Annotated in this window: 18 protein-coding genes; 6 read left to right on the top strand and 12 right to left on the bottom strand. The window is 53.7% G+C overall.

The features are described 5' to 3' along the window. Positions 1-27: 27 nt before the first annotated feature. From NTX59_05905 to dtd, 10 genes are all read right to left on the bottom strand, one after another. On the bottom strand, positions 28-567 hold the full coding sequence (locus tag NTX59_05905) for an RNA polymerase sigma factor (GenBank protein MCX5785203.1): 540 nt from the start codon (positions 565-567) through the stop codon (positions 28-30). Positions 568-645: 78 nt separating this feature from the next. After that, positions 646-1,845, bottom strand: coding sequence for a radical SAM protein (locus NTX59_05900; GenBank protein MCX5785202.1), 1,200 nt, complete (start codon positions 1,843-1,845; stop codon positions 646-648). Positions 1,846-1,927: 82 nt separating this feature from the next. Continuing rightward, a complete protein-coding gene (locus NTX59_05895; GenBank protein MCX5785201.1) occupies positions 1,928-4,501 on the bottom strand; it encodes an SIS domain-containing protein in 2,574 nt (857 codons plus the stop codon). Positions 4,502-4,528: 27 nt separating this feature from the next. Then, a complete protein-coding gene (locus tag NTX59_05890) occupies positions 4,529-5,827 on the bottom strand; it encodes a HAMP domain-containing sensor histidine kinase (protein ID MCX5785200.1) in 1,299 nt (432 codons plus the stop codon). 25 nt (positions 5,828-5,852) lie between these two features. Continuing rightward, complete coding sequence (locus tag NTX59_05885; protein ID MCX5785199.1) at positions 5,853-6,176, bottom strand: hypothetical protein; 324 nt, start codon at positions 6,174-6,176, stop codon at positions 5,853-5,855. Positions 6,177-6,235: 59 nt separating this feature from the next. Further along, a complete protein-coding gene (locus tag NTX59_05880; protein ID MCX5785198.1) occupies positions 6,236-6,865 on the bottom strand; it encodes a class I SAM-dependent methyltransferase in 630 nt (209 codons plus the stop codon). Positions 6,866-7,256: 391 nt separating this feature from the next. Further along, positions 7,257-9,437 (bottom strand): oligopeptide transporter, OPT family, encoded by a 2,181-nt coding sequence (locus NTX59_05875; protein ID MCX5785197.1) that lies wholly within the window; start codon positions 9,435-9,437, stop codon positions 7,257-7,259. Positions 9,438-9,620: 183 nt separating this feature from the next. Further along, on the bottom strand, positions 9,621-10,766 hold the full coding sequence (locus tag NTX59_05870) for a M20/M25/M40 family metallo-hydrolase (GenBank protein MCX5785196.1): 1,146 nt from the start codon (positions 10,764-10,766) through the stop codon (positions 9,621-9,623). A 13-nt stretch (positions 10,767-10,779) separates the two neighbouring features. Next, positions 10,780-11,511 (bottom strand): hypothetical protein, encoded by a 732-nt coding sequence (locus NTX59_05865; protein ID MCX5785195.1) that lies wholly within the window; start codon positions 11,509-11,511, stop codon positions 10,780-10,782. A 171-nt stretch (positions 11,512-11,682) separates the two neighbouring features. Continuing rightward, positions 11,683-12,138, bottom strand: coding sequence for a D-aminoacyl-tRNA deacylase (gene dtd / locus NTX59_05860; protein MCX5785194.1), 456 nt, complete (start codon positions 12,136-12,138; stop codon positions 11,683-11,685). Positions 12,139-12,311: 173 nt separating this feature from the next. On the opposite strand from dtd, the gene NTX59_05855 reads away from it, so the two are divergent. The 3 genes from NTX59_05855 to NTX59_05845 all read left to right on the top strand — a co-directional run bounded on the left by NTX59_05855 (position 12,312) and on the right by NTX59_05845 (position 13,845). After that, positions 12,312-12,545, top strand: coding sequence for an Lrp/AsnC ligand binding domain-containing protein (locus tag NTX59_05855; protein ID MCX5785193.1), 234 nt, complete (start codon positions 12,312-12,314; stop codon positions 12,543-12,545). Between the two features lie 125 nt (positions 12,546-12,670). Continuing rightward, complete coding sequence (locus NTX59_05850) at positions 12,671-13,324, top strand: hypothetical protein (GenBank protein ID MCX5785192.1); 654 nt, start codon at positions 12,671-12,673, stop codon at positions 13,322-13,324. Then, a complete protein-coding gene (locus NTX59_05845; protein ID MCX5785191.1) occupies positions 13,321-13,845 on the top strand; it encodes a DUF192 domain-containing protein in 525 nt (174 codons plus the stop codon). The genes NTX59_05850 and NTX59_05845 overlap by 4 nt, the downstream gene beginning before the upstream one ends. 48 nt (positions 13,846-13,893) lie before the next feature. Here NTX59_05845 and NTX59_05840 read toward each other — a convergent pair whose 3' ends face one another. Continuing rightward, positions 13,894-14,421, bottom strand: a complete 528-nt coding sequence (locus NTX59_05840; GenBank protein ID MCX5785190.1) for a hypothetical protein — start codon at positions 14,419-14,421, stop codon at positions 13,894-13,896. 417 nt (positions 14,422-14,838) lie between these two features. Here NTX59_05840 and NTX59_05835 point away from each other — a divergent pair, with 417 nt between their 5' ends. From NTX59_05835 to NTX59_05825, 3 genes are all read left to right on the top strand, one after another. After that, positions 14,839-15,132 carry a hypothetical protein gene (locus NTX59_05835; protein ID MCX5785189.1) on the top strand — a complete coding sequence of 98 codons (294 nt, stop codon included), beginning with the start codon at positions 14,839-14,841 and terminating at the stop codon, positions 15,130-15,132. 2 nt (positions 15,133-15,134) lie between these two features. After that, complete coding sequence (locus tag NTX59_05830) at positions 15,135-16,928, top strand: glutamate mutase L (protein MCX5785188.1); 1,794 nt, start codon at positions 15,135-15,137, stop codon at positions 16,926-16,928. 109 nt (positions 16,929-17,037) lie between these two features. Then, positions 17,038-18,162 (top strand): hypothetical protein, encoded by a 1,125-nt coding sequence (locus tag NTX59_05825; protein MCX5785187.1) that lies wholly within the window; start codon positions 17,038-17,040, stop codon positions 18,160-18,162. Positions 18,163-18,481: 319 nt separating this feature from the next. On the opposite strand, the gene NTX59_05820 is transcribed toward NTX59_05825, so the two are convergent. Further along, the gene (locus NTX59_05820; protein MCX5785186.1) at positions 18,482-18,934 is read right to left on the bottom strand and encodes a hypothetical protein; all 453 of its coding nucleotides are present in this window, start codon (positions 18,932-18,934) and stop codon (positions 18,482-18,484) included. Between the last annotated feature and the right edge of the window lie 35 nt (positions 18,935-18,969).

Raw genomic sequence — 18,969 nt, 5'->3', positions numbered from 1 at the left:
CTGTGTCGTATCGTCGTAATCGGTCTGCTATCGTTGTAATCTCTTCCTTATAAGAGCTTTCGCCCTGAACAGCCTGACCTTAACCGTTCCTTCCGGGATCTGGAGTATTTCCGCTATCTGCTTTATCGGCAGGTCCTCACGGAATTGCAGCAGCAGGACTTCGCTGTAAAGCGGCGGCAGCGCAGCCAGCAGTTTTTCGGCCTCTTCCTGCTGGAGTTTTAATTCGACTGTTTTATGGGTTGAATCCGGCCCGTCCGCTATATCCGGCGTGTTTTCATCGTCTATAGAAAGTGTCTGCGGCTTTTTGGCCCGCAGGAAATCCACACAGGTGTTGTGCGCTATCCTGAAAAGCCATGTTATAAAAGGATATGAGGAGTTGTAGGAATTTAAATTGCGGAAAGCCTTAATGAACGTATCCTGCGCCAGATCTTCGGCGTCCTCCGGATTTCTTATCAGCCGGAAAATAAAGCTGAATATTTGTTTTTTATAGCGGTCCAGCAGCACCTCAAACGCCCCGGAGTCGTTTGCCAGGCAGCGCTGTATCAGCGGAATGTCCGTATTTTCCATGTTCCTCTACTTAATAATACGAAAAAACCGGTGTTTAAGTTTCAATTCACGATTTTTCCGGGAAAAGCCGGATACTTTTTACTCAAAAATCGCGTAGCGTTTTATCTTTTCCGCTCTTACGCCTTTTATCCCCAGCTCTCCGATATGCGCGACCCTGCCCGCGCGCCGCATCTTCAAAATATCGGCAACCGCCTTTGGCCCGAACCCCGGAACTTTTAAAAGGGTTTCGCGTTCCGCCTTATTGACATTAACCGGATACAATTCCGGATGCGCGTCCGCCCAGGCCTGTTTGGGATCGCGGTCAAGGCTCAGGTTGCCGGCGGTGTTGAAAATAATATCGCTTCCGTTAAAACCATACCGCCTCATCAGGAAATCCGCCTGATAAAGCCGGTGCTCCCTGAGGAAGGCCTGCGCCGGAGCGCCCGGGCCCGCCCCGCATTCCGGCCAGTCCGGAAAAAGCGCGGGGTTGGCCTCGCACTTCGGCCCTTCTGTAAAAAATGCCGGGCCGGACTGTTCGCCGGGTATTTCGGGGCGGCCGAGGCCTTTCTGGTAGGCGGAGAAATAAACGCGCTGGAATTTCAGTTGGTTATAAATGCCGGACATATACCTTACTATCTCCGAATCGGTTTCATCCGACGCGCCGACTATGAACTGGGTGGTGCATTTAACTTTTGAAAAGCGTTCGTTTTTTTTCGCCAGCCGTGCCATGAATTTCATCGGGTGGATTATGTCCCGTTCGTAATCCTTTTTAACGGAAAGCCGCTCAAATCGGTTTTTACCCGGCGCTTCGATGTTCAAAGACACAGCGCCGGCAAGCGCGAAAGATTCCTCTATAGCCGCCTCCGACGCGCCTGGGATTATCTTCAGATGTATGTAGCCCCTGAACCCGTGTTTGTGCCTGAGAATACGCGCCACCGCGTTAATCCTCTCCATTGTGTTGTCCGGAGTGCCGGTCACGCCGGAAGAGAGGAACAGCCCGGACGCTTTGCCCTTTCTGAAGTAGTTAATAAAGGTTTCTGCCGTTTCCTCCGGCTCAAGCGCGCAGCGGCGTGCGTTTGTTTCCGCGCGCAGGGGGCAGTATTTGCAGTCGTTGGCGCAGGCGTTTGAAAGCAGGGTTTTAAATAATACCGTATACCTTCCGTTCCCAAGCGCCACCGGGTAAAGCCACCGGCCGTCAGGCCCGCGGCGCCTGTGCTCCTCCTTTCCGCCGCCGCAGGCACAGGCTAGGTCGTAGCGCGCGTCGCCGGAAAGAATTTTCAGCTTTTCAGTTGTGTCCATAATGCTTAGTATAGCAGACGACCGCGACAAGGGTGTGTCGCGTTGGTTCAGGGTTATTTGTCGCAAACTTGGGGATTTTGGGCTAATCGACCGTTATGGATTTGCTGACATTTTTCGGCGAGTCGGGATGCACGCCGTGGTCCCGTATCTCAAGCCGGTCGAGAAATTTCATTTTTCTTACGCTCATCTCGAAGGCAAGAAGCTGCAGTACCACCGAACTTGTGAAAAAAACAAGCAGGTCATCGCCCGTCCTGGGAAGGACGATGTATCCAGATCTGTAGGTTTTCGAGTACATGGAGGGGACGCTTTTCTCTGCGGTGTCCCGCAGGATCCTGTTTTCCTCGGCTATCACATAGATATTCGCGCCCCGTATCTTATGCGTATTGATCTGGGAAATAGTAAGGTTGATATCCCTGGAATTCGGTCCGGTGACAAAGATAAGGGGATAATTAGTGTACATGCTCTCGAAAAAATTATGCTCCCTGAAGATGCCGGTGAATATCCCGGATTCTTCACTGGAAAGGCCTTCCGGTTTAATGTCGAAAAAAGCGTAGTCGGACACGGCGCGGAAAATCCTGTACAGGCTTTCCGCCGGTAAATTTTTTCCGGCTTTCCGGCTTATGGCGTATTTGATAGTGTCCGAAAATTTGTTCACAAGCCCGCCGACGCCTTCCATCCCGAAGATAGTGTTCACGCCGAGTATCGTGTTGGGTCCGTGCTTGAACTCCGGGGCTTCAAAACCTTCCGTGTGGTTCAAAACCACTTCGCGGACCTTGAGCGCCCCTTCCCTGGCTATCCCCTGCATTCCGGTGGCCAGTATATGTATGCTCGGCTCAAGGAACAGGTCAAGGCTGGCCTGCCGGACCGAGTCACGGCAGTTCTTTATCGCTGCGCCGATCAGTTCCGGAATAAGGTAAATGTTCCGCCTGTGTTTTTCAAGGTTTTCTTTTGAAATCGATCTTATTCTTTCCTTTAAAAAGTGCCCGGCCAGATAGACGGCCAGGATATAAAGTACCAGAAGCTGATTGATGAAGCTTTTTGTGGCGGGTACCGCTATTTCAGGGCCGCAGTGCAGCGGGATAAAAATGTCCGACTTTTCAAGGGCGATAGTGGAATTGACATTGTTCACGATATTGATATGGACTACTTTTTTGCCCGCTTCTTTCACCTGGTTGAAAATATCTATCAGGTCTTTTGTCTCCCCGCTCTGGCTTATGCCGATGAGAATGTCGCCGTTCTCAACCGCCTCCAGGCATTGCGACCTGAAATCCCCCGGCAGATAGGCCGTAATGTTGACGCCGGCTATCTTGTTGAAAAAAACCGAAGCGCATTTCGCGGCGTTATATGAAGTCCCGCAGGCCACAAAATAGGCCGTGTTGCCGCTTTTGTAACATGCGGTTAGCCGTCTCACAAAAGCGTCGACCCTTATCCCGGCGTCTTCTATCTCTTCCAGCATAAAAAGCGCGTCGGCGAACTTGATCGCCGGGTTGTTTTTCTCCGGGCCGAGAACGCCGCGCAGCTCCTCAAAAAAATCTGCGAGATAAGATTCAAAAGGAAGCGTGCTTAGGGAGGGACGGCAGTCCCGGACAAAAGCCGGAACTTTTTCAGTCGCCTTTGATCTCAGGAATCCGGCCACTTCCGTTTTGAGTTCCGAAACTTGCGTTATGGAGGCCAGCCTGAGTATTTCTGCTTTGAGCTCCTTAACCAGTTCAGGGTACTTAGCGGTCACTTTCCGGGTGAGAGCGATCAGGGGCGACTTGTCGGCAAAATATTTTATAACTTTTCCGGCGGCGTCAACTTCGCCCGCGATTTCCTGTTCCATGAAATATTTAAACGGCTTTTTCAGTTCTGCTTCCTCCACTTTCAGGTGGCTTCTGGTCGTATCTTTTTTGATGCTCTCTCCGGTTTTAATGTTATAAAAATCGGCTTTTTCATGCGTGTAAAGCGCGAACTCGTCCTCTTTTATCGGATAAAGTGTTTTTGTCATCGAAAGAACGCTGGCCAGGTCCGACGAAGCGATAACAAAACCGCCCTGCCCGTCATGCGTCCCCTCGCCCATATAAAGGCTGCTGCCGGCCTTAATGCAGGCCATAAGCTCGGTGACAGGGTCTACGACCACGGCGGCAAAGGAGCCCGTTGTTTTTTTAGCGGCTTTAATTATCGCGGCCTTAAAAGCCGCGTATCTTTGTTCTTTGTTCTTGCTGTCTTTGAGTTTTTTTAGCTCGATGGCGAAAAAGTGTTCAATAGTGTGAACAAGCATTTCCCCGTCGTTATCGCTTTTCACGTCATGACCGCGGCTGACAAGCCATTCTTTCAGCTGGTCGCAATTGGTGATGTTGCCGTTGTGAGCGCCGTATATATGTGTGTGGCAGCGTACATCATGGGGCTGGGCGTTTTCTTTCGTCACCATTCCGAACGTGGCCCAGCGCACCTGGCCGCAGAACAGTTTGCCGGCCAGCTTGTCAATTCCCAGTTTTTTCGTGATTATCGTGGGAGCGCCTACATCCTTCTTCAACACAATATTCCCGGCGGAATCCTGTATAAGCGCGCCGGTGGAATCGTAGCCGCGGTATTCAAGCATTCTTAAAAGCCTGGAGGCGACAGCGCCCAGATCCTTCCTGTCTTTTTCGCAGCGCAGACCTATCACACCGCACATAAAATCACCTCATTATTTAACGGGAGTTTACTTTATGTTCTCCGCCGCCACTGGAAGAGAGAAACAAAAACAGGCGTTTTTGCCTGGCTCACTTGTAACTTCCAGCGAGCTGCCGTGCAGCAGCAGCATGTCGTTGCAGATCTTAAGCCCAAGCCCGAAGCCCTCGGCGGCGGCCTGGCCTTCCCCGGTCCTGAAAAATTCAGTCTTTATCTTCTCTATATCGGCGGCGGCGATGCCGCGGCCGGAATTCTCTATGCAAAAATTTATGTGGCCGGCTTTTTGGGCGTCAGGCGCCAGCCGGACCGCTATCCTGCCGCTTTCCGGAGTGTATTTGACGGCATTGCCCATCAGGTTGGAGATCACCAGCGCCAGCGCTTCATGGTCGGCGTCCACCACGCCCGGTCCCTCGGGCATGTCGAGCGAAAAAGAAATCTTCTTCCTGCGCATCAGCTCTTCCATGGCCGACACTAAGCTGGCCACCAGATCGCGCAGCGCCAGCGGCTTCTTTTCTATCTTAAACCGGCCGGCTTCCATTCTGGCCTCGTTCAGGATGTTCTTTACGTAGAGCTTCAGAGAATTCCGTTGATAGCCGAGGGTCCGGTACAGGCCTGCGCGTGAAGCGTCGCTTTTTTCTGGCTCGGATTCCTCCAGCAGGTAAATGACGGCGTCGATGACCGTGAGCGCGTTGTTGAATTCATGGCTGACGGTGTGCACCATGGCCGATTTTAACGCGGCGGCTTTTTGCTCCTTGCGGACCAGCGACCTTATCTCAAACAGCAGCCCCATGGCGCCCAGCGCCGCCAGGAAAATAAGCAGCAGATCGCGCGTGGTGTCGGCCAGGCGGTATTTCATGGTTTCGCTGTTGATAGCCACTGCGACGGTGCCAAGCCGTCTGTTTCCCACGAGTATAGGCTCGGAAAAATAAAAATAATTCAGGCCGTCATCGCCCTTGAAATTCTGCGTCAGCGGAATCTTGGAGTTCCTTGCCGCGTCCCCCTCGCGGCTCGCGTCTATACTCCCTATCTTGTCGGGGTCGGAGTGTGAACGTACTCTGCCGGCGCTGTCGGACACCAAGGCGTATTTTATGACCTTGTCCAGCATCATGGTGTTCACGAGGAAGTGCAGCGAGAACAGGTCTTCTTTCGGGAACATGGCCGTGCCGGCCCTCCTTGAGAATATTTCGGAGCGCAGGCGCATATCTTTGAAGACGGAGTTTCTGGCGTCCTTGAGTATGAGGTCGGCGGTACCCAGTATAACCAGGAACACCAGCGCGGAAAAAACGAGGGAGATGTTTATTGCTATCTCCCTGAACCTGTTGATTTTCATGGTATTTGGGTTATGCGGAGGAAGTTTACCTGCTCCCGGAGACGCTCCTTATCTTTTCCCGCAGTTCCATGGCTTGTTGATAGGAGGGGTGTATTGCGGAGATCTCGTCAAGATACTTCAGCGCCGCGCCCATGTTGTTGTTGCTGTAGGCGCCGACCGCTTTGTAATACAGGCTATCCACTTTTTGCGCGTCCTCCGGAGAAAGCTTCACTACCACAACCTCTTTTTTGGCCGGCGCCGCCTCTTTTTGGTCCGGCACTGCGGGCGGCGGGATTTTTCGTTTCGGCAGGGCGCAGGCGCAAAAAAGGGCCGCTGCGAGAACTGGTAATAGATATTTATTGTGGCGCATAATGATTGTTCATATCTTACCTAATTTTCACGCCTGCCCTTTATTCTATACCGCGGGGATCATTTCACACCGCGTTCCAGCAGTGCGTGCCAGAAACCGTTCGGGGCTTCCGTCAGGGAAAGGACCATAAAATCCTTTCCGAAAAGAGCCGGAAAGTCTTTTTTGGAAAAACAGCGGCGGTAAGCCCCCCGCGCTATGTGCCAGTCCCGATTTGTTCCCTTAAAGAATCGGAAACGGGGGCTGAATACCGAAAGTATAAGAAATCCCCCCGGTTTCAGTGCCCGCAGGATGGACCGCTTGTACGCCGGCCAGTCGGTCTTACGCTGGTGGTGGAGACAGCCGAAATCAAGAATAATATCGAAACTTCCCCGGGCGAACGGCAGCGCGAGCGCGTCAGCCTTCAAAAAACGCAAGCCGGTAACCCCGGCAGCGCGCGCTTTGGCCTTTGCCCGTTTCAGGGCGCCCGGCTCGGTGTCTACGGCGATCACGCGCAATCCCAGACGCGCGGCGGCGACGGCGTGCCTGCCCTCGCCGCAGCCCAGGTCCAGAAGCGCCGCTCCGGGCAGTTTTTTGCGGAGCCGGCCAAGGTAGCGGAGCGCGTAAGGGCTGGGCTCCGCTTCCCAGCCGTGCAGGCCCGAGCGGTAAGCCTCCCGGAAATAATTTTTATTGGCTTTGACCGCTGATATCATTTGATTCTCTGTATCGAAAATGCAGACGCTGCCATGTTGTGAATATTTCCAACGAAACAATAAAAGGAGCCGGCGAATTTTCCGCACGCTCCTTTTGAGGGTTTACGGCCGGGGTCTGGAGCAAATCCCAATGCCTACGCAGGTGCCGTATCAGGGCCTATGGCTTTCAGACGGCCTATCATTAGGGACGGCGAGGACCGTTCAAGCCGTCCGCCTAAGGCGGACGGCGCGTTCCGGAGCCGGCGGAAGACCCCGGTCGTCTTCGCCAAACCCGGTCCCGGCCGTCTGAGGGACACCGTCCCCGATACGGCACCTACGCAAGTATTGGAGCGCGCGGGAAATTTGTCGGCTCCCTTAAGGAGTAGCCAAATTCGCAGTCCAACGAAATAAACTAAACAACCGCTTTCCTGTGTTTCTTCCTGGCCACAAGGTAGAGCGCCAGGGCTATGCACAGGTAGAGAACGGTGGAGAGAACGGCTTCAAAAGTAAAGGAGCCCGCGTTCGGGTCACGGAGCATCAGGGGCTTGTCCCATTTAAGCACAGTAACGATGGCGAGACCTATCCCCATCAGCGCGTCGCCCGCTATCAGACCCGACGAGAACAGCGAACCCGGGTCGTGCTCCTCGTCCGGCGCGCCGCCAGCGTGCCTGGAAACTATGTATGCTATGTACCCGCCCAGAAGTATCATGGGCCAGTTGGTTATCTGCAGATAAAGCCCGATGGCAAAGGCCAAAGCCGAAATGCCGCACAGCTCGCAGATAAGCCCTATCGCCCCGCCAAGCCCGAGTAAAAGCCAGGGCAGATTCCCCCCGGTAGCGCCTTCCACAAGCTTGGCCATTAATTGCGCCTGGGGAGCTTCAAGGGCGTTCGGGTGCGCTGCCGTGGGCGCGCCAAAGCCGTAAGCCCAGTAAAGGATAAGCAGAACAAAACCCGAACGCACGGCCGACACCAGGGTGCCGGCCACCTGCGCCAACTGAACCTTCCAGGGCGTTGCGCCTATGAGCGCCGCGGTTTTAAGGTCCTGCGACAAGTCACCCGAAACAGAGATAGCGATGCACACCACCGCGCCCGCCATGATAGCCGCCACCTTTGCCGTTTCCTTATTATGTCCCATGAAGACGAACAGCAGGGTCAGTGATAAAAGCGCCGTTATAGTCATGCCGGATACAGGCTGGTTGGTGCTGCCGATAAGCCCCACCATCCGCGCGCTGACCGCCGTAAAGAACATTGAGAAGATAACAACTATCAGGGCTTCCCAGAAAGTCAGGTCAAAAAGCGGCACCAGCCACAGTAAAAGGAACATGGCTATCACGCCGGCCAGTACCAGCGGCAGCGGCGTGTCCTGTTCTATCCTGAGAAATTTATGGCAGACTTTGGCGCAGGAGTTGGCTATGGCCCAGAAGCAGAAACCAAGTATCAAAGCCCCGGCCGAACCGGCTAAAAATATGCGCGTGATTATTCCCGCGAAAAGCCGCAGCACGGGGTCCCAAGCCGCGGGCCCGAGGTGCCAGGGTATTTCAAAAGCGAAAATGCCTATAATGGCGCCCAACACCCCGCCCGCCCACACTATATAGGTATGTTCAAAATCTCTTTTGGTCTGTGTCTGCGAGCCTTCCTTTATTTCGGCCTTCGTGCTTAGGCCCGCCAAGCTGTACTTTAAAGAAGAGAAAATATCCGGCAGAGATTTTATAATGCTGATAAGGCCGCCGAAAGCCACTCCGCCCGCGCCGATATATTTGACATAATTGACCCTTATGTCCTCGGTGGTCATGTCGGCTATGGGTATGAGGCCGGGTGAAATGATATTATGCCCGCCGAAAGCGTTAATGGCGGGTATAAGCACCCAGTAACCGAACGCGCCGCCCGCGAACATCACCGCCGAGATGCGAAGCCCCACCAGATAGCCCACGCCAAGGAACAGGGGCGAAATTTCATAGCCGAAGCCCGCCTTGTTAAGCGAGGCGAAACTCCACGAAATGGTGTCCTTGAACATCATAAAGCCGGACATGAAAAATTTGAATATGCCGCCTGTCAGAATGCCGGCGAACACGGGCTTTGCCGAGGCGCCCCCTTTATCGCCGGCGATAAGCACTTTTGAGCAGGCGCTGCCTTCCGGAAAGGGCAGGGTTTTATGCTCCGTCACCATCAGAGAATGGCGCAGAGGTACCATCAGCAGAAGTCCCAGCACGCCGCCCGTAAGCCCCAGCATGAACACCATGGAATTAGTGATAGTGCCGCCCATGAAAATGATGGCGGGCACGGTGAATATTATTGCCGCCGCCAGCGATTCGCCTACTGAGGCGAAAGCGTGCACGATATTGTTTTCAAGTATGGTGCCGTGGCGGTTGAAAAATTTAGGCAGTATTATGCGCAACACCGTCATTGAGATGATGGCCGAGGGTATTGAGGCCGAAACGGTCATGCCTATCTTAAGGCCGAGGTAGGCGTTGGCGGCGTTGAATAGCACCGATAAAATAAAACCCAGCACCACGGCCTGCACGGTGAATTCAGGTATGGTCTGATTTGTATCGATGTAAGGTTTGAACTCGTAATCGGATTTTTTCTTATCCATAAGGCTCCTTGCAGGGTTTATTTAGTTTTTCGGAAATAGGTTGTTGTAATCTTTGGAGGGCAGGTAATTGCCCTTCCGCCGCGTAGGAAACCCTCCCGTGGTTTCCCTCCCCACCCGTTCCGGGCGGAGCCTCCCATCCGCTATGCGGCTCCAGGGCAACCACCTGCCCTCCCGTTATCATTCCTAATCTTTCCTCGCCAGCCTGCTCATTATATCGAGCGTCAAACGGGCGCAGCCGAAGAAATCCTTCAGGTCCAGATATTCATGCGTGGTGTGCACCTCGCGCATACCGGTGGAAAGTATCGGGGCACCTATGCCGTGGCCGTACATTATATTCGCGTCCGTGCCGCCGCCGGAGGCCATGGCTTTCATTTTAAGACCCTGAATTTTCATGGCTTCGTCAATAAGTTTCAGTACGGGGTCGCGGCTGCTTATTATCAGGTTCGGGAATTTGCGCTCCAGCAGAAAATCGTACCTTGGCGAAAGTGTTTTGCCCTGGGACCGGATCCTCATTTTTTTGACCGCTTTTTTCAGGCAGTCTTCCATGTGCCTTGTCTGGCGGCGCAGTTTCTCAAGGCTGTGGCTGCGCGCCTCGCCGCTTAACTCGACCAGCGGCGGTACGATGTTGATGGCGTTCCCTCCGCTTATTACTCCGATATTCGCCGTGGTTTCGCTGTCTATACGGCCGAGTTTCATGCCAGCTATCGCCGAAGATACGACTTTAATGGCCGAGATACCCTTCTCAGGCGCAACGCCCGCGTGGGCGGCCACGCCGTAAACTTTAATATCCATCTTGTCCGCGGCCGGCGCGCTCGTGATAACGCAATCAAGCGGCTTCTCATTGTCAAAAATAAGCCCGCGGCGGGCTTTCAGTTTTGAATAATCCAGGAATTTGGCTCCCATAAGCGCCATTTCCTCGCTTATGGTAAAAACCAGTTCAAGCGGCGGATGCGGCAGGCGCAGTTCTTCAAGAACTTTTACGGTCTCAATAATAATGGCAATGCCCGCCTTGCAGTCCGCGCCGAGCACCGTGAGGCCGTCCGAGGTTATGGTGGTTGAATGGACCTGAGGCTTTATGTTTTCAGCCGGGCCCACGGTATCCATGTGGGCGGACAATAAAAACGGCTCCCCCTGCTCAGTGCCTTTTATCTTAACTATCAGGTTGCCGCAGTCGCCCTGTATTTTTTCGCCCGCGTTGTCCATGTAAACTTCGGCGCCCATAAACTTGAAAATTCTTTCCAGGTGCCTGGCTACTTTTGCCTCTTTGCCTGAAAGAGAGCTTATGCGCGCCAGCTCCGTGAAATTCTGGATCATGCGTTTTTCGTTCATAGACATAAAGACCTCATTGCAATGTTTCCTGGCCGTTCATTTTAAGGCTTGTGAACCTGGCGTAAGCGCCCTGCGTGTCCCCGGCGGCGAATCCGCCTATGAAAAATTCCTGAGCGGGAACGTCTTCGGCGGCCGCCTCAAGGCGCGCCACCGGCTTGAACTCTTTTTTATTCAAGGAATATGAAACCGTGAATAAATTCCCGTTCCTTTCAAAGCGCAGCGTTTCAGCGGTTTTTGGTATTTTTACGGGAGCGCCGCCCGGCAGACAGGTTATTATAAGCGCGTCATCGTCGGGCCCCGGGCCGTTCTGGCGCTGGGCCAGCAGTTTAAGCACGGCGGAGGCGCTGCCGAGCGACGGCCTTGTGGAGTCGCCGCCCAGCCAAACTCCGTAAGAAAATCTTTTTACCTGCCCGGGCGGTATTTTAAAATCCGCCTGCAGATCGACGCGCCAGCTGCTGCCGGTAATCGCCCTTGAAAGTATGAGGCCCGGCGAATAGCCGTCCGAAGGTTCGTTGCGGGTGTCGTCCTGGCGTTCTGTGAGGCGGTAGTAAAGGCCGTCCGCCTTTAATTCATGTGAGCCGTAATCGTCGTTCCAGCCGGTCCAGGTATCCCAATCGTCAATGGCATAAGCGCCTTTATGGGAAGCACCGTAAAATATAGCGCACCCGGAAAGCAGCAAGCAAGACAGAACTGTAAGGGTAAAACTTGCTTTTATGCCCGGCTTTTGTGTTTCAAATGCAAACATAAGTTTCTAAATCCCGGTTTATCCGCCCTAAGCCATACGCCATGCGGCTGGAACAGTCGCGCCATATGCTGTATGCTTTAGGCAAAAGGGTGCCATAAGCTTTAAGCCATAGGCTATATGCTTTTTCGGAAGTTTCCTTATAGCTTATGGCGTATGGCGGGCGCGGCGCCCTTATGGCATATGGCGTTTTTCGCTTTCCAGCCATATCGTTACCGGCCCGTTATTTACCAGCGTTACTTCCATCTCGGCCGCGAAAACGCCGGTTTTCACGGAAAGTCCCAGGCCTTTAAGACAGCTGATGAAGTATTCGTAGAGCGGTATTGCCTGTTCGGGCCTTGCGGCTTGGGTAAAGTCGGGGCGGCGGCCTTTTGAAGCGTCTCCGTAAAGCGTAAATTGGGAGACTACCAGCGCCTCACCCTTGATGTCAAGAAGCGAAAGGTCGAATTTACCTTCGGCGTTTGAAAAGATCCGTAAATTGGCTGTTTTCCCGGCCAGAAACCGGGCGTCGTTTTCATCGTCATCTTTCCCGACTCCCACAAACACCAGCAGGCCGGCCCCTATGGAGGAGCGCACTTTGCCCTCCACGCTGACATCGCTTCTTTTGACCCGCTGTATCAAGGCGCGCATAAAAGGTGATTGACTGAAAACCTAATTATACCTTAATTTTAATGGTATAATTTTTGCCGTACCACCGGCTTTTTTAGCCCGCGCGATTACCTTCGCAGTGAGCACAGGTACGTTAATCCACCCCTCGCGCTATGCAGTGCGCGCGCGGGGTGCGACAAGGAGGAAGTTGCCTTATGGTAACAGGACTTGTATTGCTTAAACTATTGCCAGGCAAGGAAAAACAGACTCTTGCCAAACTGAAAGCGCTCAGAAGCGTGGTGCACATGTCGGCCGTGTTCGGGCGCTGGGATTTGGTGCTTGACATGGAAACCGACGACCTGCCCATGCTTTCCAACATCGTCGTTCAGGAAATCCGGTCAATACCGGGTGTGCTTACCACGGAAACACTTGTGACGACATCGCTGTAAGCTTCCTGCCCTACGCCAGAAGCCATATGCCATAGGCTTGTAAGGAGATTCTTTAAGGCTTATGGCTTAAAGCATACGGCCTATGGCGCGGCTGGAACAGCCGCATGGCTTATAGCTGATAGCCTATGGCATCGTATTCTATGCGCTCGCTCATAGTGATTTTCTTGTTGGCATTGTCCGGCCCGCCGGCTGTGGCCCAGGTTTTGCTGGGCGCCGAGGTGAGCCCGGATGCTTTTTTAAAAAAGGACGAAGCCAGCCTTGACACTTTCAGCGATGACGCTTTTGCCTGGGCTTTAAGCGCCCAGGTAAGCCCCGCCATTCTTTACTCGGTTTTTGAGTCCACCGCGGGCGAGAAGGAAATTCTAAAGCATCTCCACGCCGGGCTTTACCGCCAGGAGCTTATAACCCTTATCCTTATTTCCGAAAAGACCGCAGTCCCTTTTTCAAAACTTGCGTCGGAACTGGCCAAGGACGGCAGCCTCCGGCAGCTTGCCAAAAAACACGGCGTGGATCTGACTGCTCTGTTTTCCGAGGCCGGAAAAATGAAGGCCGCGGCTGATTTGGACACCCCGCTGTTTATGGAAAGCTTAACTGCGGATAACCTGTTCAAGACGGAGCAGGCCAGTACCGCCGCCGCTGTGTCGTCCGGCGCGTTTACGGCTGAAATATCCACAGTCGCGGACAACGCCATAGGCCCGCGACAGGCCAGTGGCGCAGTCGCGGACAGTCCTCCTAAGGCGGAACAGGCCAGTGTCACACCCGCCGGTAAAAAACCATGAAAAAAGCCGTCCTCGCGTTAATGCTCGCCCCGATCTTGTGCATGGCTTGCCCCGCCCTTTCGGTTCCAGCCGGCGCGTCGGGAGCGGAAATTATCCTGCCTGACGGCTTCAAGGTCGGCGCGCGGCTGGCGCTTACCCCGGAGGAACATGGCAAAGGCCTGATGTTTATTAATGATCTTCCGCAAAACACGGGAATGCTTTTTGTTTTTAACGATGACGGGGTAAAAGATTTCTGGATGAAAAACACTTTTATAGACCTGGACATGGTTTTTCTTTCCCGTGAGATGAAAGCGGGCAGGATTTTCCACCGGGTGCCCAGGTCTTTCACCGGCCAGCCGGAGGCTGAAGTGGCAAGGGCCGGAGCTCCCGCGCGGTTCGTGCTTGAACTCGCCGGCGGCACGGCGCGCGCCCACGGCCTTAAGCCGGGTTCAAAGCTTAAAATTTATTTTAATAAACGGAAAAAAGCGGACGCAGTATACTCAAGTTCCGCCCCGGTTAGAACAGTAATCGGTAACCGGTAATCAGTTACTGGATACCGGTTACCGTTTACTGGTTACCCCCCTGCTTTCCTATTGGCCCTTTTTCTGCAGGGCCTGCTTCATAAGAGTTGAAATATCCGGCGTGGCCGCGCCTTTAGGGGCGTTAGCCTTGCTTGTGCCGGCGGCTGCAGTGCCAAAGCCTTTCGTCGTCTGCATTTTCGGTATCACTGTGCGTTTTATGGAGGCGGCTGAGGATTTGGTTTTTGCGCCGGTTTTCGAAACAGCGGGTTTTGTGGTTTTAGGCGCTTCGGCGGCGACAGTGCCGCTTTCAGTGGAGGAAGAATCCTCCTTGTAGTAACCGGCGTTTGTTTTTTTGAACATTTCAAGCGAGCCGGCGCTGCCGGTCTCAGAGTGGGAAATAGGACTATATCCCGGCGTATGGCCGCTGTCGCCCTGGAACTTAAAATCAGTCGGCGCAACGTTCGGGGCGGCGGACTCCTGCGCCTCACTCCCGACAAAAAATTTTATACCGACTATCAGCGCCGTGGTCAATATTAAGGCCACAATCGCGATAAGCAGCCACGGCTTGCCGGTTGTTGCGTTGGTGTAGTTATTCATATGGTTTATCCTTAAATGGCCTTGGCCGGCCCTTATAATAAAGTATACACCAAAGTCAGAATCTCTTTCAAGGCCGTCTGATGGACACCGTCCCTGATACGGCACCTACGCAAGTATTGGCCGTCTGATGGACACCGTCCCTGATACGGCACCTACGCAAGTATTGGCCGTCTGATGGACACAGGCCGTTGTTAGACGACCCTTTCCCAACAACTGAGGGGACACCGCATGGCGGTTTCCCCTCCTACGCAAGCCCCGCCCTTTTGGTTGCCGGCCGTAAATCCAAAAGAGCGGGGCAAGGCCGTCTGAAGGGCATAGCCCTCGATACGGCACAGCCATAGGCTAGTATTGACCGTCTGAGCCGCACCGTCCTGTATATTTTGATAAGGTTTTGTTTTTATGTAGAATAAAACTGACATGGGTATATGGGATAATGCTTTTAAACTGCCCGCCCACAAGGCGATAAATGACGAGGAAAAGAAAACCCTTGACCTGATCGCGGGGAAAATTAAAAAACGTTCCCTTGGCGACATGGCGGTGCTGGCCCTTGAAGGTACGCGGCCGGTGCACAATCTCGGTTCGCAGGGCCTGGTGTTTCTTGCGCCTATGCTCAATATGGTTTTTGCCAAGAGCGAAGTGGAAAAATTTACCAAGCTGCTTGAGAATCCGAAGGCAATTTCTTATCTTGTGGAAAAGCTTACAGGAGCGTGATTATGTCAAATAAAGATCTGGAAGTCATAATAGCCACCGACTGCGGCAGCACCACCACCAAGGCCATACTGATAGAAAAAAAAGGCGACACCTATCGCCAGACTTTCAGGGGCGAGGCCCCCACCACAGTGGAAGCCCCTTTTGAAGATGTCACCAAGGGCGTGCTGAATTCCATCACCGAGGTGGAAGAACTTTCCGGCCGCAAAATACTGGACGGAGAGAATATAATAACCCCTAATAACGGCAATACAGGCGCCGATATTTATGTTTCAACCTCTTCGGCCGGCGGCGGCCTGCAGATGATGGTGGCCGGAGCCGTAAAAGCTATGACCGGCGAATCGGCCCAGCGCTGCGCTTTGGGCGCGGGCGCCATAGTGATGGACGTGCTGGCTTCAAACGACGGCCGCGCCGACCACGAAAAGATCGAGCGCATCCGCCAGCTGCGGCCCGACATGATGCTGCTTTCAGGCGGAACCGACGGCGGCACCATTACGCACGTGGTTGAGCTTGCGCAGTTCCTGAAGGCCGCCGACCCGAAACCCCGCCTTGGAGCCTCCTACAAACTGCCTGTTATTTACGCCGGCAACAACAAGGCGCATCAGCAGATAAAGGATATATTGGGCGACCGCACCGCTCTTATAATAACGGAAAATATCCGCCCCTCGCTTGAGCGGGAAAACCTGATGCCCGCGCGCCACAAAATTCACGACATTTTTCTTGAGCATGTGATGCAGCAGGCCCCCGGCTACCCGAAGCTTATGAAGATGGTGGGGGCGCCCATCATGCCCACTCCGGCCGCGGTCGGCTCCATGACGGAAAAATTCGCCAAGGCGAATAAATTTAATGTGCTGGCCGTAGACATAGGCGGCGCCACCACCGACGTGTTCTCGGTGTTCTCGGGAGTTTTTAACCGCACCGTCAGCGCCAACCTGGGGATGAGCTATTCCATTTCAAATGTGATGGCCGAGACGGGGCTTGCCAATATTCTGCGCTGGCTGCCTTTTGACGTGGAAGAACAGGACCTGCGCAACCGTCTGAAAAATAAAATGATAAGGCCCACCACCATCCCCCAGACCGTTGAAGACCTGCAGATCGAACACGCGGTCGCACGCGAAGCCCTGCGCCTGGCTTTTGACCAGCACAAGTCGCTTGCCGTCGGCCTTAAGGGCGTTCAGCAGGAACGCTCCATCTCGGACGCGTTCGAGCAGACCGCCTCCGGGGCCAGCCTTATCAATATCATGCGGCTGGACTATGTAATAGGTTCGGGCGGGATACTCGCGCATTCCCCCCGGCGCACGCAGTCCATGCTGATGATGATAGACGCCTACCAGCCCGAGGGCGTTACCCGTATGGCGGTGGATTCCATCTTTATGATGCCGCACCTGGGGGTGCTTGCCCAGATAAGCGAGAAAGCGGCCCTTGATGTGTTTTACAACGATTGTCTTGTGCGCATGGGAACCTGCCTCGCTCCTAAAGGCCTTGCCAAGGAAGGCCAGGTTATAATGGATTGGGAAGTTACGGCTCCGGGCGCAAAAAGGCTCTGGGGAGACCTGCGTTTCGGCGATATCCTGCACATTCCGCTGGAAGCCGCCAAGGCAAAGCTTACGGCAAGGCCCGCCAAGGGTTTTGACATGGGCGCGGGCTCCGGCAACAAAGTGGAGGCTGATATTGAGGGCGGTGTGGTGGGACTTGTGCTTGACGGCAGAGGCCGTCCCTTTGAGTTGCCCAAGTCGCACTCAAAACGTATAGCTGATTTGAATAAGTGGTACAAAGCAATGGGGATGTACCCGGTCTAAAGCAGCGGGTAGCGTAGAGAGAATAGCGGTCAGGGAAGGAAAACTCTGTCCCCAAACCCTAGCCACTAGTCTCAAGCCCCTGAACGAAATCATTTTGGAGGATATAATTATGGCTCACGCTTATACTCCCGGATTGAAAGTTATTCCCTGCACGCTCTTAAAAAAGAAGAGAGCGCTGCCAATACCCGGCAAAGTGCTGGTGGGTCTTGGCGAAGAAGTGGAAGGCTCGGATATAGTGGCCCAGACCGAACTGCCGGGCAAGGTTTACCCGGTAAATGTGGCCAACCGCCTGTCGGTAGCGCCTGATGAAATAAAAAACTTTATGGTTAAAGGCGAGGGAGCCGCCATAGCAAAGGGTGAGGTTATAGCCGAAAACAAGCCGCTCATAAAATGGTTTAAAACCGCCATAGAGTCTCCGATAGCCGGTACCATAGAGTCTATTTCTTTAATAACCGGGCAGGTAATGCTCAGGGAACCGCCGAGGATACTGCCGCTTGCGGCATATATCAAAGGCAAAGTGGTGGAGGTGCACGAGGGTTTCGGCGTAACGGTGGAAACGGAGGGCACTTTTATACAGGGTATTTTCGGCATCGGAGGAGAAACCAGCGGCGAGATAGAAGTGGCGGTTAAAAGTCCTGCCGAAGATCTGGCCCCCGAAGGGATAAAAGACAGACATTGCGGTAAAATTCTGATAGGCGGCAGGCACGCCAGCCTTTCCACTATAAAAAGAGCAGTGGAGATGGGCGTAAAGGCTTTGGTGGTGGGCGGCATACACGACCGGGATCTTCGCGAACTTATGGGCTACGACATAGGCGTGGCCGTAACCGGCACCGAGAATCTGGGCATTACGCTGATAGTCACCGAGGGCTTCGGCTCAATTCCCATGGCGGAATATACTTTCAAACTGCTCGCTTCCAGGAACGGCGAGAAGGCTTCCGTCTCGGGCGCAACGCAGATACGCGCGGGTGTTATGCGGCCGGAAATAATAGTGCCGGGCTATCCCAATAATGTCACCGAGTGCAAGAGAGAGCAGGGGCGCGGCTGGATAGAGCCGGGCGACCCTGTGCGTATTATCCGCGAGCCGTATTTCGGGGTTATCGGCACGGTAAAATCGCTGCCGCCGGAGCTTACCACCGTGGGCAGCGAAAGCCGCGTGAGGGTGCTTGAGGTTGAATTGGACGGCGGAGAGAAGCTGGTGGTCCCCCGGGCCAACATAGAAGTGCTGGAAAAATAAGCGTGTGGTTAAAAAAGCCGTGGATTTAATAATCCGCGGCTTTTTTATATTCAATTGATTTAAATTTAATTACAGGTGAGGGGGTCCTGTCGGCGAATTTGTCTGAGGGGGTCGGGTCGGCCAGCGCGGCCGCCCTTATCCTCGGCCTCCCCTGACTGCAAGCTCAAGTCGGCCTCCGGAAAACCCCCTTAGACAAACCCGCCGCCACCCCCTCCAAAGAGTTGAGTTTTTAAAATATAAATGTGGTTGTCCCCACCCCAATTTCAGCTTGAATATCCCACCCTTTGTTGATTTTCCCCCAATCAAATAAAAATATCGGTTATTTATCCGGCGTAAGGAATTTGAAGAATTTGGGATATATAAAACCGGCGATCGCACCTAGCAGGAAACCCAGGGGGCCGGTGATAAAGAGGCCGAGCAACGGGCCCTGGTTCGCCCCCGGGGCAAAGATCATCGGGCCGAAGAACCCGGCGCAAAAGCCGAACGCGCCCAGTATAGCCGCTCCCAGCAAGGCGCCTGAAACGCGCCCCTGCGATATCGCACCGAGCTTTTTCCATACATACCAGCCGACGCCGAGAGCGACAAAAAAAGAAATGAAACCGGTCAACCGAAAGCGGGCTGCCAGTTGCGAGTGTTCGTTTCCAAAGAATGGATTCAAAATGAGCGTACACGGGATCCAATAGGTGAAAAAAAAGGCGGCTGGCATAATTATCAGCAGGATTATTATGCGAAGCACAGGCTTTACACCGGGGTTTTCCTCATTATCGGACATTCACACCTCGAAATCTGAACACTCTGCGCCGGATA

Source organism: Elusimicrobiota bacterium (assembly GCA_026388155.1).
Taxonomy (GTDB): Bacteria; Elusimicrobiota; Elusimicrobia; order Elusimicrobiales; family UBA9959; genus UBA9634.
Note: the sequence above shows the minus strand (reverse complement) of the source record. Positions and strands in the feature narration are given on the sequence as shown.

Excerpts from the sequence above, each read along its gene's own strand:
- NTX59_05900 (MCX5785202.1), bottom strand. The coding sequence starts at position 1,845 with ATGGACACAACTGAAAAGCTGAAAATTCTTTCCGGCGACGCGCGCTAC.
- NTX59_05825 (MCX5785187.1), top strand. The coding sequence starts at position 17,038 with ATGGCTCACGCTTATACTCCCGGATTGAAAGTTATTCCCTGCACGCTC.
- NTX59_05855 (MCX5785193.1), top strand. The coding sequence starts at position 12,312 with ATGGTAACAGGACTTGTATTGCTTAAACTATTGCCAGGCAAGGAAAAA.
- NTX59_05835 (MCX5785189.1), top strand. The coding sequence starts at position 14,839 with ATGGGTATATGGGATAATGCTTTTAAACTGCCCGCCCACAAGGCGATA.
- NTX59_05850 (MCX5785192.1), top strand. The coding sequence starts at position 12,671 with ATGGCATCGTATTCTATGCGCTCGCTCATAGTGATTTTCTTGTTGGCA.
- NTX59_05885 (MCX5785199.1), bottom strand. The coding sequence starts at position 6,176 with ATGCGCCACAATAAATATCTATTACCAGTTCTCGCAGCGGCCCTTTTT.
- NTX59_05905 (MCX5785203.1), bottom strand. The coding sequence starts at position 567 with ATGGAAAATACGGACATTCCGCTGATACAGCGCTGCCTGGCAAACGAC.
- NTX59_05840 (MCX5785190.1), bottom strand. The coding sequence starts at position 14,421 with ATGAATAACTACACCAACGCAACAACCGGCAAGCCGTGGCTGCTTATC.
- NTX59_05830 (MCX5785188.1), top strand. The coding sequence starts at position 15,135 with ATGTCAAATAAAGATCTGGAAGTCATAATAGCCACCGACTGCGGCAGC.
- NTX59_05880 (MCX5785198.1), bottom strand. The coding sequence starts at position 6,865 with ATGATATCAGCGGTCAAAGCCAATAAAAATTATTTCCGGGAGGCTTAC.
- NTX59_05895 (MCX5785201.1), bottom strand. The coding sequence starts at position 4,501 with ATGTGCGGTGTGATAGGTCTGCGCTGCGAAAAAGACAGGAAGGATCTG.
- NTX59_05875 (MCX5785197.1), bottom strand. The coding sequence starts at position 9,437 with ATGGATAAGAAAAAATCCGATTACGAGTTCAAACCTTACATCGATACA.
- NTX59_05865 (MCX5785195.1), bottom strand. The coding sequence starts at position 11,511 with ATGTTTGCATTTGAAACACAAAAGCCGGGCATAAAAGCAAGTTTTACC.
- NTX59_05870 (MCX5785196.1), bottom strand. The coding sequence starts at position 10,766 with ATGAACGAAAAACGCATGATCCAGAATTTCACGGAGCTGGCGCGCATA.
- NTX59_05890 (MCX5785200.1), bottom strand. The coding sequence starts at position 5,827 with ATGAAAATCAACAGGTTCAGGGAGATAGCAATAAACATCTCCCTCGTT.
- NTX59_05845 (MCX5785191.1), top strand. The coding sequence starts at position 13,321 with ATGAAAAAAGCCGTCCTCGCGTTAATGCTCGCCCCGATCTTGTGCATG.
- NTX59_05820 (MCX5785186.1), bottom strand. The coding sequence starts at position 18,934 with ATGTCCGATAATGAGGAAAACCCCGGTGTAAAGCCTGTGCTTCGCATA.
- dtd (MCX5785194.1), bottom strand. The coding sequence starts at position 12,138 with ATGCGCGCCTTGATACAGCGGGTCAAAAGAAGCGATGTCAGCGTGGAG.